The organism is Chamaesiphon sp. OTE_75_metabat_556, assembly GCF_031378165.1.
GTDB lineage: Bacteria > Cyanobacteriota > Cyanobacteriia > Cyanobacteriales > Chamaesiphonaceae > Chamaesiphon.
Genome location: NZ_JANNDR010000207.1, coordinates 1 through 12,198 on the forward strand (window position 1 = coordinate 1; position 12,198 = coordinate 12,198).

The following is a 12,198-nucleotide window of genomic DNA, read 5'->3' on the forward strand; positions in this document are numbered from 1 at the left end:
TAATAACTAATAGCTGAAAATTATCTCTTATAGTCAAAAACTTACATCAGTAAATAGATAATTATGATTAGTATCAGACCTGACGAAATCAGTAGCATTATTCGCCAGCAAATCGAACAGTATACTCAAGATGTTAAATCATCTAACGTCGGTACCGTCCTCCAAGTTGGGGATGGGATTGCCCGCGTTTATGGCTTGGATAAAGTCATGTCTGGGGAACTCGTGGAATTTGAGGACGCGAGTGTGGGTCTAGCTCTCAACCTGGAAGCCGATAACGTCGGTGTGGTACTGATGAGCAACGGTCGCAATATTCAAGAAGGTAGTGCTGTTAAAGCAACTGGTAAAATCGCGCAGATTCCCGTTGGCGATGCGATCGTCGGTCGGGTAGTTGATGCATTGGCACGTCCCATCGATGGTAAAGGCGACATCGCGACTAGCACCACTCGCCTGATTGAATTTATGGCACCGGGGATTATCGAACGCCGCTCGGTCTACGAACCCATGCAGACTGGGATTACCGCAATCGACGCGATGATTCCCGTCGGTCGCGGTCAACGGGAATTGATCATCGGAGACAGACAGACTGGTAAAACTTCGATCGCGATCGATACCATCATCAACCAAAAATCGGAAGATGTAGTTTGTGTCTATGTCGCAATCGGTCAGAAAGCTTCCACCGTTGCGAATATCGTTAACGTGCTTGAAGAAGCTGGTGCGATGGCTTACACCGTCGTCGTTGCTGCCAATGCCAACGATCCTGCTACCCTCCAATACTTCGCACCTTACACTGGCGCGGCGATCGCCGAGTACTTCATGTACCAAGGTAAAGCGACTCTGATCATCTATGATGACTTGTCCAAACAAGCTCAAGCATACCGTCAGATGTCCCTCTTGCTCCGTCGCCCACCCGGACGTGAAGCTTATCCTGGCGACGTATTCTACATTCACTCTCGCTTACTAGAGCGCGCTGCCAAACTCAGCGACGAACTCGGTGGCGGCAGTATGACAGCTCTACCGATTATCGAAACTCAAGCGAGTGACGTATCGGCATATATTCCAACCAACGTAATTTCGATTACCGACGGTCAAATCTTCCTCTCCTCCGACCTGTTCAACTCCGGTCTGCGCCCCGCCATCAACGCTGGTATCTCGGTATCCCGCGTCGGTTCTGCGGCTCAAACCAAAGCGATGAAGAAAGTTGCTGGGAAACTCAAACTCGAACTCGCGCAGTTTGATGACCTCCAAGCCTTCGCCCAATTCGCATCCGACCTCGACCAAGCGACCCAAAATCAACTCGCTCGTGGTGCGCGCTTACGCGAAATTCTCAAACAGCCTCAGTACTCGCCACTGTCAGTAGCCGAACAAGTTGCCCTCGTATATGCCGGATTGAATGGCTACCTCGACGATATCGCTGTCGATAAAGTCGTCGGTTATACCTCCGCACTCAAAGACTACCTGAAAAACAGCAAGCCTGAGTACGCGAAAACCATCAAAGACAACAAAATGCAGCTAACTGATGAAGCTGAAACACTCCTCAAAGCCGCACTAGTTGAATGTAAGAAATCTTTCTTGGCAGCAGCCTAGGAATTAGGGGATAGGGGCTAGGGAATAGGGGCTAGGGATATTAACAACTTGTTGTAGACTCTAGCCTTGAATACCTACCCCATTTTTTGTCAGAAATTATAGATTAAAAATAAATATGGCTAACTTAAAACTTATTCGCGATCGAATCCAATCGGTTAAAAATACTAAAAAAATTACCGAAGCCATGCGCCTAGTCGCAGCAGCTAAAGTCCGGCGGGCGCAACAACAAGTCATCGCCACCCGTCCATTTGCTGACAGATTGGCACAGGTTTTATACAGCCTCAAAAGTCGGTTGACATTTGCCGATGCGACTTCACCGTTTCTCCAGCAACGGGAAGCGAAATGTGTCGGCATCTTGGTCATAACTGGCGATCGTGGTTTGTGCGGCGGTTATAATAGTTCGATTATCAAAAAAGCCGAACTCCGTGCTAAAGAACTTAAAGCCCAAGGTTTGGATTATAAATTTGTGACTGTCGGTCGCAAAGCTACCCAGTATTTTCAACGTCGCAGTCAACCCATCAGTGCCAATTATACGGGTTTAGAACAGATCCCGACGGCAGCTGAAGCCAGTAAAATCGCTGACGAATTGCTGTCCTTGTTCCTCTCGGAAGGCGTAGACAGAGTAGAGTTAGTTTACACCAAATTCGTCTCGCTGATTGCTTCTCGTCCCGTTGTCCAGACTTTGTTACCCTTGACACCTCAAGGACTAGAAGTACCGGACGATGAGGTTTTCCGCCTCACTACTCGCGGTGGTAATTTCAGCGTCGAACGGGAAAAATTAGATACCTCCGTTCAACCGCTACCTAGCGACACGATCTTCGAGCAAGATCCCAATCAAATCCTGGATGCACTGCTGCCGTTGTATTTGAATAATCAACTCCTCCGCGCGCTCCAAGAATCCGCAGCCAGCGAACTTGCCGCACGGATGACAGCGATGAATAATGCCAGTGAGAATGCCAAGGATCTGATTGGTTCGTTGACACTCAGTTATAACAAGGCTCGTCAATCAGCAATTACTCAAGAAATCCTTGAGGTTGTCGGTGGTGCCGAAGCTCTCCAAGGTTAGGTCGCTTCGATTTATCAATATTCGCAAAATGTGTCTAGAATTCACTTCAGGCACATTTTTTTGTGTGCTGGCTGGGAATATTAAGACTATCATCACCCATATTTAGGATAAATATTATTCTGTCCGCTTTATTTTTCTAAATGGTGATTGGATTTAAACGATCTAGATGTTAGCAATCTTAGTGTTTTTATGCCTCAAAATATCGAACGTGATTTCCAAAAAGCTGCTCTTAAATTAAAGCATAAAAATAAAAATATCCTCAGACGTAAAATTAGTATCTCTCTACTAACTTCTATTATCACAACTGGATTACTATATTTTATATATAAACAAAATCTTCTTGCGATCGCAAATGTAAATATTGGCATCATTATCTTAATCACATTAATCATTAGCTCGGTCGTCTATTTTAGCAAAAACAAGCTAAAAGCTAATCTACATCATCAGTCACGCTCTTCTGTACGGAAGTTAAATTATCGCAGAAGAAATCATTCTAATTTCTTAGACTTAATCAAAATTCAGCACTGGTTAATATTTTTAATACTATTGGTCTCTGCAAATCTAGCTGCTATCAAAGACATTGCTGTACGAGGGAGATATAACCCTGCACCACCCTTGTCAGCTTCGCCTTGGTCGTGGAAAAATAATCAAACAATTCACCCAATTATTGCTAGCATCACACCCGATCTTGAAATTAGCATTAAGTCTGTGGCTGAATACATTGCGAGACAGGAATCAGATCCTTACCTGCAAATCAAAGCATTACATGACTACGTTATTAGTCGAGTTAGCTATGATTTTCATGCACTTGAAACAGGAGTACAACCATCTCAAGATGCTCAAACTGTATTCTCAACACGAACAGCAGTTTGTGGTGGCTATGCAAATCTTTTTATGGCGTTAGGTGAAGCAATCGGCATAGATGCTGTTGTTATTCAAGGTAATATCCGTCTAGATTTGGTTCCTCCAAATTTAATTTCTCAGAATGTGAGTAGATTAAATCCTAACAATTTCACATTACATGCTTGGAATGCAGTTAAGGTTGCGGGTAATTGGCAACTTATAGATACAACTTGGGATGATAGCAGATCCGATCGAAGTCCCTCTATATATAAATCAGACTATCTCATGCCGCCCCCTGAAGTCATGATTAAAGATCATTTACCAGATAGATCGGACTGGCAACTATTAAATCATCCGATCGATCGGGAATATTTTGAAAAGCAGATAATTCTAACACCTCGATTTTTTAGCGAAACCCTTCAAATTACTCTGCCCGTTGAATATAAAACTATTACTCAAAAGGATGCACTTATTCAAATTAAAACACCTCTAAACTATTCAAATAAAATCATAGCTATTTTCTCAGAACGAGAAAAATCTGATTTTTCACTTTGGAGCTTGCAGGATAATAACCCATTTGCCCAGGGTAATCAAACAGATATTAAAACGTGTCAAACTCAATCTTACACAGGAGAAGCAATTCACATATCTTGTCAATTCTCAGAGATAGGGATTTACAAAGTTCTCTTGTTTAGTTCGGAACATAGAGATAATATTGTCGTGCATCACCCGATCGCGCAACTTAAATTTGATGCTCATTAATAAACATTCGATTCCAAATCTAGCCAGATCGATAAATTCACTATAAAAATATCGGTCTTAATAGATCGATAATCGCGATTATTTATTAATGAAGATCGCTTATTCGGCAGGCTCGATCGTACTCATCAGACCGTGACTTTTGAGGACATCACAATAATGCTCGGCATGTTCTTGATTGCAGACAATGACTAGAGCCATTTCATTCTGATGTGCTTCCATCATCACACTAATGGCACTAGTTTCCGACATATTAGGAATCGTAGTTACTAATACTTGAACCACATGTTCCATGCTATTAAAATCATCGTTATGAAGCAGCACGCGGTAGTTGGGCGCGAGCTTCCGAGATGTCGAACGCTGTTCGATAGTTTCAACAGACACGTTGGGATTTCCTCTTTGACTAGAACTGGACAACTTTCTCTATTATGCCGCAACCAGAGCCTTATTTGCTTGAGCTGAAGGAAATGTCTAACATAGTGGATAGAGCGATTATCCCCACACTCCATTGATATCATGACGATTAGTCCGCCAATAATTTCCACCCAACCAATTCCCGGTCAATATTGGCACTGGCGGGGCGAACAGATTTATTATGTGTGCGCAGGTGAAGCTAAGTCGTACCGACCGCCGCTGCTGTTAATTCATGGCTTTGGGGCATCGACAGATCATTGGCGCAAGAATATCGCCGAACTCAGTCAAGAGTTTCAGGTCTGGGCGATCGATCTGTTGGGCTTTGGGCGCGCAGCGAAGCCAGCATGGACTTATAGTGCCGATCTGTGGCGATCGCAATTGCATGACTTTATCACTGAAGTTATCGGTCAGCCGGTTGTCTTGGCGGGTAATTCTCTGGGTGGTTACTCAGCCTTGTGCGTTGCGGCCGAACATCCCGAATCTGCTGCTGGTTTGATTTTGCTCAATAGTGCTGGCCCATTTACCGATAGCACTCATCCCAAGGAACCAAATCTGTTTCAAAAAGCGATTAATCAATTATTAACAGGATGTTTGCGGCACCCGATTGGTAATTCATTGCTATACAAATTCGTCCAGCGGAAGTCATTTATCCGCAACACGCTCAAGAAGGTATATGTAGACCAAACAGCGGTCACGGAACAACTGGTTGATGAAATTTATCGCCCTTCCTGCGATCGCGGTGCGCCCCAAGTATTTGGTTCGATCTTTAGCAACCAACAAGGTGAAAAAGTTGACGTCTTGTTGGGACAAATGCAGTGTCCCTTACTGATGATTTGGGGGGAAGGCGATCCCTGGATCGATGCCCGTAAACGCGGTGCCAAATTCTGCGAATATTATCCTCAATTGCAAGCACAATATCTGGCCGCTGGTCATTGTCCCCATGATGAAAGTCCAACCCAAGTGAATGCCATTATTCATAATTGGGTGAAGGAAAACTGTCGATCGACTGTTGGTTAGTCAGGTTAATCTACCCGAGAAATTATTAAAAAGACTCGATCTATTAGTAATATTCGATCGAGTCTTTTTAACTTAAGTAAATCGATCGACTAGCCCAGATAACGCAATTCCATCACCTCATCTGCTGAGAGTTCCCAGCCTAATGCTCCAGCATTTTGCTCCACCTGGGCGGCAGTTTTGATCCCAGGGATCGGAATTACCCCTGGCTGACACATCAACCAATTGAGAGCTACTTGGGCAGGCGTTTTTGAGTATTTGTCGCCCAATTTTTTGAGCTGATCCAAGACGGGTTGGATCTTTTGTAAGCCAGCCGCCTGAAAGCGGCGATCGAGACTGCGCGCGCCAGTCGGCGGATTGCTGGCGGTATACTTACCAGTGAGTAAGCCTTGGGCGAGCGGGCTATAAGCCAAAATTGTCACATCCAACTCCCGCGCAGCAGCTAAGACGCCATTAGTCTCGATCTCGCGGGTAATTAGGGAATACCGCATTTGATTAACTGCCAATGGTACGCCACGCCGCGCGAGGAACCGATGCGCGGTGCGGAGTTGGTCGGCACTATAGTTGCTCACACCGATCGCTTTAATTCGGCCTTGTTCGACCTCATCAGCGAGGGCATTCATCAACCCTTCTTGGCTGAGGAAGGAAGGCGCGGGGAAATGGACTTGATAAAGATCGATCGAGGACATTTTCAAGCGTTTGAGGCTGGCGGTGACGGCATCGGCCACATCTTCAGCGCGAAATCGCCAAGGTAGCGGCATGTATTTAGTCGCAATTTGGGTCGGCGCATTGGTTTCTTTGACAAACTTACCGATCAGTTCTTCCGATTTACCCAGCCCGTATACTTCAGCAGTATCGAGAAAAGTCACGCCTGCGGCAACTGCGGCTTGAAAGGCTTGCCGCAACTCCAGTTCGCCGTAATCCTTGCCATATCCCCAAAATAGAGAATCACCCCAAGCCCAAGTGCCAAATCCGATCGGCGTTACTTCAATGCCAGTCTTACCAAGGATAGTCGTTGCCATAATTGCGATCGAGAAACGAAGAATATGCCTTAATGTTAACGAAAACCCCTAGCAGACATCATTGTACTGATGGCAGAGGTCGCCTAGTAAAGAGGCGTGATGGATCGGTTAATTGGTAGATGGTGCGCGATCGCAGATCGGTCAAAATAGATGTATCGCGCTGTCCGCGAGATTTGGAGCCACTACTCACCCTCAACCCAATTCCTGTGAAGATCCTCTTGCTGTTATCTAGTTTCGGCGGCGCGATGACGATCGGCCTGAGTGCCTGTACGCCCGACCAGCAAGCGTCCTCGGTTCGTGATGCCGAGCCTTCGCTCGCAGCTTCTACCCCAAATGGTGAAGCAAACTCCCCACGCTCCACCGCATTTGCCCCAACCGTTGCTAAGTCTTTTAAAGTCGAAACCGTTACGGAGGGATTGGAAGTACCCTGGGGCATCGAGTTTTTGCCAGATCGATTTTCCAAGGGAGCTACGCCAACGATTTTAGTTACCGAACGTCCCGGCCGCTTGCGGATCGTTCGTAATGGCAAACTCGATCCCAATCCCATTTCGGGATTGCCCACCATTGTCGCGCGCGGTGAGGGGGGATTGATGGATCTGGCATTACATCCCAAATTCGGCCAAAATCGCTGGCTGTACCTCGCCTACACGATCGAAGGAAATGGCGGTCTGCTTCAAACCCGCGTTTCACGGTTTCGTCTCACCGATCGCGGATTGACCGAAAAACTTGATATTTTCCCTGGCGTACCAGGAACGGCGGCGGGGAATCATTTTGGCTCGCGACTGGCATTCGGGCAGGACGGCAAACTCTACATTACCTTGGGCGAGCGCGGCGAACCCAAACGCGCTCAAAATCTCCAAAATCTCAACGGTAAAACGCTGCGGCTCAATGATAATGGCACCGTGCCTACAGATAATCCCTATATTGGCCGCAGCGATGCGCGTCCCGAAATCTTCTCTTTCGGCCACCGCAATGCTCAGGGATTGGCTATTCAACCCAAAACTGGCGCGATCTTTCAAACCGAGCATGGCCCATCCGGCTACGACGGTCGCCAAGGTGGCGATGAAGTCAATGTGGTCGAAGCTGGCAAAAACTATGGTTGGCCAAATATTAGCTACGATCGACAGGCTCCAGGCCAGTTACCGCCGCTATTGCTCTATCAAGATCCGATCGCGCCCTCCGGCGCGACTTTTTATACTGGCACTGTTTTTCCACAGTGGCAGGGCAATTTCTTTTTTACTAATTTGCGCGGTCGAACCTTGATTCGGGTCGCGCTGAATGGGATTAAAGTGGTCGGGCAGGAGAAGTTATTACAGCAACAATACGGACGGTTACGGGATGTCAAGCAAGGGCCAGATGGGTTCTTGTATATTGCTACTTCGGACAATGATGGTTATGGTGATGGTCGCGTAGGTGGCGATCGGCTGATTCGATTGGTGCCTAATTAATAATGCATCCAGGCGATCGTGTGAACCGATCGCCTGGATGTGGTAGCTACTAACGTCATGCATTTCACCGAGGAGCGTTTTGAGGACGCGAAAACCGCGACACATTGATCAAGAGTGTGAGATCTCGATTTTAGGGAAGTACTCGTTTTAGTGCTGAAACTAAGCGATCGACACTTTCTGGCCGACTGTTATAACCCATCAAGCCGACGCGCCAGACTTTGCCAGCGAGTTCGCCTAGGCCGCCACCGATTTCGATATTATGTTCGGTCAGGAGTTGCTTGGCGATGGCTTTGCCATCGACGCCATCGGGGATACATACGGTCGTCAATGTGGGCAAGCGATACTGTGGTTCGACGTGCATTTTCAAACCGATCGCTTCTAAACTCGACCAGAGATATTCGACATTGGTTTGGTGTCGCGCCCAGCTCTGATCGATGCCTTCTTCGGAAACTAAGCGTAGGGCTTCGCGCAGACCATAGTAGAGGTTAATCGGGGCGGTGTGGTGATACATCCGCTCCACGCCCCAATATTTACCCAAGAGCAACATATCCAGATACCAGTTGGGCACCTGAGTTTTTCTGGCGGCTAATTTGGCCATGGCGCGCGGACTCATCGTAAATGGCGATGCACCAGGAGCGCAGCCCAAGCCCTTCTGAGAGCAGCTATAGGCTAGATCGACTCCCCAATCATCTAGGTGAATCGGCACGCCACCCAGGCTGGTAACGGTATCGAGTAGCAGTAAGCAGTCGTACTCCCGACACAATTCACCGACACCTTCGATCGGTTGGCGACATCCTGTCGATGTTTCTGCGTGAACCAACCCCAGAATTTTGGGACGATGAGTCGCCATCGCCGTGCGCAGTTCCTCGATCGAGAAACTTTGCCCCCAAGGTTTGGTCATAGTGCGAACATCGGCACCATAGCGTCCGGCCATATCCACCAATCTATTGCCAAAATATCCGGCCACCCCAATCAGCATCACATCGCCAGGTTCGACACTATTGGCGATCGTCGCTTCCATTGCCGCTGAACCCGTGCCGCTGACGGCGATCGTATGAGGATTATCGGTTTGCCATGCGTATTGCAGTAGGGACTGAATCTCATCCATAATCTGCAAGAACGCCGGATCGAGGTGTCCCAATGGCGTAGTACTCATCGCGGCTAGCACGGTCGGATGCGCGTTGCAAGGCCCTGGTCCTAGTAAGAGGCGATTGGGGACGGTGAGGGGCTGGAGATGCTGGAGATGGTTGGTTTTAATAGACATTGGGAAGAAGATCGGTTATTTCAAATAGATTTAGTTTCCTCGATCGCTCGATCTCTATGTACGTCAATTTAACGATAAGTTACAAAATTTTAGCGATTGCCAGTGCGGTTAAATCTTCGATTTTGCGTAGACTCGGATCGCCAGCGAGATAGCCGATCCCTCGATGTAAATGTAGGCGAAATTGTTGTGCCAAAATCTCTGGAGTCAGTGCCAGTCCGTCCTGATGACATCGCTGTCTGAGGGCGAGAATCGAGATGTCTGACAGCTCTCCCCCAAATACCTGCCAGGACATTTCGAGATTGCTATCGGCGGGTAGCGGCACTAGTGAAGGTGGTGCCGCTTCCGCCAGCGATCGAAAAAAAGCCCACCGACATAAAACATTCCACCGATCAATTTTAGTCGATCGTTTGAGTTTGACCAATTGGTCTTTGGCTGTTTGGGATAGTTTGATGCTATTTACAGGCGGTTCCATCATAATGAGTTACTAGCAATTAAGTACTTGAGATCGGCTGACTATTTGGTAAGCTACTGAGGCAATGTGTCGCATCTCAAACCGCTCTACCCCCGCAACTACCTCATATGTCTACAGTCGATCGCAAAGCCGAACATATCCGGATCTGTCTGGAATCCAATGTCCAGTTTCAACGTCAAGGGAGTGGCTTCGACAGATATCATTTTAGCCACAGTTGTCTGCCAGAGCTAGATTACCATCAGATCGATCTGACGACCAAATTGCTCGGCAAACAGCTCGGCGCGCCGATTTTGATTTCTTCGATGACTGGGGGGACATTACAAGCCCAAGAGATCAATTATCGCCTAGCCGAAGTCGCTCAAGAATATGGATTGGCAATGGGTGTCGGTTCCCAGCGCGTCGCGATCGAACAACCCCAAGTTGCCGCTACTTTTCAAGTTCGGAAAATTGCCCCCGATATTTTATTGCTCGCAAATTTAGGGGCGGTGCAATTAAACTATCAGTATGGAATTGAGGAGTGCGAGCGGGCTGTAGAGCTATTGGCGGCAGACGCCTTGATTTTGCATCTCAACCCCCTGCAAGAGTGCATTCAACCCCAAGGCGATACCAATTTTCGGGGATTGCTCGATCGCATTGCGATCGTCTGCGAGCGATTACCTGTCCCGGTAATTGTCAAAGAGGTAGGGAATGGGATTTCGGCACCGATGGCGCAACAACTACTGGCAGCAGGGGTCAGCGGTATCGATGTCGCTGGGGCGGGCGGAACTTCCTGGGCGCGGGTCGAAAGCGAACGTGCCAAAACAGCGATCCAACGCCGATTGGGAGAGACTTTTGGTGACTGGGGCATCCCCACCACCGAATGTATTACCTCAATTCGGCAGATCGCGCCGGATGTGCCGTTAATTGCTTCAGGTGGCTTACGCAATGGCTTGGATATTGCCAAAGCGATCGCCCTCGGTGCCGATGTTGGTGGTTTGGCGTTACCATTCCTCCAGGCAGCGGATAGCTCTACCGCTGCCGTGCGCGAACTCACCCAGATCTTAATGGCCGAAATCCAAACAGTTTTATTTTGTACGGGCAATGCCAGTTTGTCAGCACTCCAACAATCGCAGTCGCTCTACCGCTTGAGCTAGCTGTATAGATGGGCATCATCAGCTCAATTAGTAACTTAACAGTCAGATCTGGGCATAATGAGGATTAATATCGCTATCTTCAGATCGACAGCATCACTCTCAAAGTAGGTATTGAAATACCACTATAGCGATCCTAACTGAAAAGCTTAAACCCGAGAGGGCGGGCACCACCATCCACCGCCCCGACAGGTTATCGTTACTGCAAGGAACTCAAATAGGATGGCTATAGCATCAATTGAAAGCTCGATCGGCACATCCAAGATCGTGATTTACCAAACATTTTAATTCCTAAGTCTGAGCTTTAATTTTCACCATCGTTCCTCACACCGTTCTAGATATATGCGTCAATTTCTCAAACAAGCTCTCGCTAGTACGATCGGTAGTCTGTTAGGATTAACTTTATTTTCAGCATTGTCACTAACTTTAGTTACGATTACCATCGGCGCGATCGTCCAAAGTGCCACTAATAATGAAGCTGCAAAAATCCCTGAAAAATCAATTTTGACGATCGATCTATCGAGATCGATCGTCGATCTCGATCCTGGCAAAACCTTGCAACAAGCCCTCGCTGGTGAAGCCAATCGCGTCACCGAATTAAAATCTGTCCTCAATGCGATCGATGCGGCGACCAGCGATCCGCGTATTTTGGCCATCTATTTGGATGGTAGTAATGGTAAATCCAGTACTACTGGCTTTGCTACCCTCAAAGAAGTTCGGAACGCCCTAGAAAAATTTCGAGCCAAGGGCAAAAAAGTGATTTCTTACAATGTCGATATGGATAAACGCGATTATTATCTAGCATCAGTTGCCGATCGAATCTTTCTTAACCCAATGGGTTCAGTTGATGTTAATGGGTTTCGATCGGAGACAATGTTCTTCAAAAATGCCCTAGACAAATATGGCATCGGCGTCGAAGTCGTCCGTGTCGGCAAGTACAAATCTTTTGGGGAAACTTGGTCTTTAAATAAATTTAGTCCTGAAGCCAAACAAGCAACCCAACAATTATTAAACAATCTCTGGGGCGACTTCAAATCATCAGTTGCTAGTAGTCGAAAACTTACGCCCGATGCTATCCAAAAGATTGCTGACGATCGCGGCACTTTAACTGCGTCCCAATCAATCAAAGAAAAACTAGTTGATCGCACGGCTTATCTCGATGAAGTGCAGACCGAACTCAAA

11 protein-coding genes are annotated in these 12,198 nt (G+C 47.3%); 7 read left to right on the top strand and 4 right to left on the bottom strand.

Translation table 11 applies throughout. The features are described 5' to 3' along the window. The first annotated feature begins 63 nt into the window (after positions 1–63). From atpA to RMO27_RS08475, 3 genes are all read left to right on the top strand, one after another. On the top strand, positions 64–1,584 hold the full coding sequence (gene atpA / locus RMO27_RS08465; protein ID WP_309731304.1) for a F0F1 ATP synthase subunit alpha: 1,521 nt from the start codon (positions 64–66) through the stop codon (positions 1,582–1,584). Positions 1,585–1,699: 115 nt separating this feature from the next. Further along, positions 1,700–2,650 (top strand): F0F1 ATP synthase subunit gamma, encoded by a 951-nt coding sequence (locus RMO27_RS08470; protein ID WP_309731306.1) that lies wholly within the window; start codon positions 1,700–1,702, stop codon positions 2,648–2,650. A 189-nt stretch (positions 2,651–2,839) separates the two neighbouring features. Then, complete coding sequence (locus tag RMO27_RS08475) at positions 2,840–4,255, top strand: transglutaminase domain-containing protein (protein ID WP_309731308.1); 1,416 nt, start codon at positions 2,840–2,842, stop codon at positions 4,253–4,255. Positions 4,256–4,354: 99 nt separating this feature from the next. On the opposite strand, the gene clpS is transcribed toward RMO27_RS08475, so the two are convergent. Next, complete coding sequence (clpS, locus tag RMO27_RS08480) at positions 4,355–4,636, bottom strand: ATP-dependent Clp protease adapter ClpS (protein ID WP_309731310.1); 282 nt, start codon at positions 4,634–4,636, stop codon at positions 4,355–4,357. Between the two features lie 132 nt (positions 4,637–4,768). On the opposite strand from clpS, the gene RMO27_RS08485 reads away from it, so the two are divergent. Then, positions 4,769–5,683 carry an alpha/beta fold hydrolase gene (locus tag RMO27_RS08485; RefSeq protein ID WP_309731314.1) on the top strand — a complete coding sequence of 305 codons (915 nt, stop codon included), beginning with the start codon at positions 4,769–4,771 and terminating at the stop codon, positions 5,681–5,683. Positions 5,684–5,772: 89 nt separating this feature from the next. Here RMO27_RS08485 and RMO27_RS08490 read toward each other — a convergent pair whose 3' ends face one another. Further along, positions 5,773–6,702 carry an aldo/keto reductase gene (locus tag RMO27_RS08490; RefSeq protein WP_309731316.1) on the bottom strand — a complete coding sequence of 310 codons (930 nt, stop codon included), beginning with the start codon at positions 6,700–6,702 and terminating at the stop codon, positions 5,773–5,775. 119 nt (positions 6,703–6,821) lie between these two features. Between RMO27_RS08490 and RMO27_RS08495 the strand changes: the two genes are divergently transcribed. Continuing rightward, positions 6,822–8,150, top strand: a complete 1,329-nt coding sequence (locus RMO27_RS08495; RefSeq protein ID WP_309731317.1) for a PQQ-dependent sugar dehydrogenase — start codon at positions 6,822–6,824, stop codon at positions 8,148–8,150. A gap of 130 nt (positions 8,151–8,280) precedes the next feature. On the opposite strand, the gene RMO27_RS08500 is transcribed toward RMO27_RS08495, so the two are convergent. Further along, positions 8,281–9,414, bottom strand: a complete 1,134-nt coding sequence (locus RMO27_RS08500) for an alanine--glyoxylate aminotransferase family protein (protein WP_309731319.1) — start codon at positions 9,412–9,414, stop codon at positions 8,281–8,283. Positions 9,415–9,493: 79 nt separating this feature from the next. Next, on the bottom strand, positions 9,494–9,886 hold the full coding sequence (gene dndE, locus RMO27_RS08505) for a DNA sulfur modification protein DndE (RefSeq protein WP_396133643.1): 393 nt from the start codon (positions 9,884–9,886) through the stop codon (positions 9,494–9,496). Between the two features lie 107 nt (positions 9,887–9,993). Between dndE and fni the strand changes: the two genes are divergently transcribed. Both fni and RMO27_RS08515 read left to right on the top strand, forming a co-directional pair. Then, on the top strand, positions 9,994–11,019 hold the full coding sequence (fni, locus tag RMO27_RS08510) for a type 2 isopentenyl-diphosphate Delta-isomerase (RefSeq protein ID WP_309731323.1): 1,026 nt from the start codon (positions 9,994–9,996) through the stop codon (positions 11,017–11,019). A 339-nt stretch (positions 11,020–11,358) separates the two neighbouring features. Continuing rightward, a partial coding sequence (locus RMO27_RS08515; protein ID WP_309731326.1) for a S49 family peptidase occupies positions 11,359–12,198 on the top strand: 840 nt, incomplete at its 3' end.

Coding starts and splice junctions, on each gene's coding strand:
- RMO27_RS08490 (WP_309731316.1), bottom strand. CDS start 6,702: ATGGCAACGACTATCCTTGGTAAGACTGGCATTGAAGTAACGCCGATC.
- atpA (WP_309731304.1), top strand. CDS start 64: ATGATTAGTATCAGACCTGACGAAATCAGTAGCATTATTCGCCAGCAA.
- dndE (WP_396133643.1), bottom strand. CDS start 9,886: ATGGAACCGCCTGTAAATAGCATCAAACTATCCCAAACAGCCAAAGAC.
- RMO27_RS08470 (WP_309731306.1), top strand. CDS start 1,700: ATGGCTAACTTAAAACTTATTCGCGATCGAATCCAATCGGTTAAAAAT.
- RMO27_RS08500 (WP_309731319.1), bottom strand. CDS start 9,414: ATGTCTATTAAAACCAACCATCTCCAGCATCTCCAGCCCCTCACCGTC.
- RMO27_RS08485 (WP_309731314.1), top strand. CDS start 4,769: ATGACGATTAGTCCGCCAATAATTTCCACCCAACCAATTCCCGGTCAA.
- RMO27_RS08475 (WP_309731308.1), top strand. CDS start 2,840: ATGCCTCAAAATATCGAACGTGATTTCCAAAAAGCTGCTCTTAAATTA.
- fni (WP_309731323.1), top strand. CDS start 9,994: ATGTCTACAGTCGATCGCAAAGCCGAACATATCCGGATCTGTCTGGAA.
- RMO27_RS08495 (WP_309731317.1), top strand. CDS start 6,822: ATGGTGCGCGATCGCAGATCGGTCAAAATAGATGTATCGCGCTGTCCG.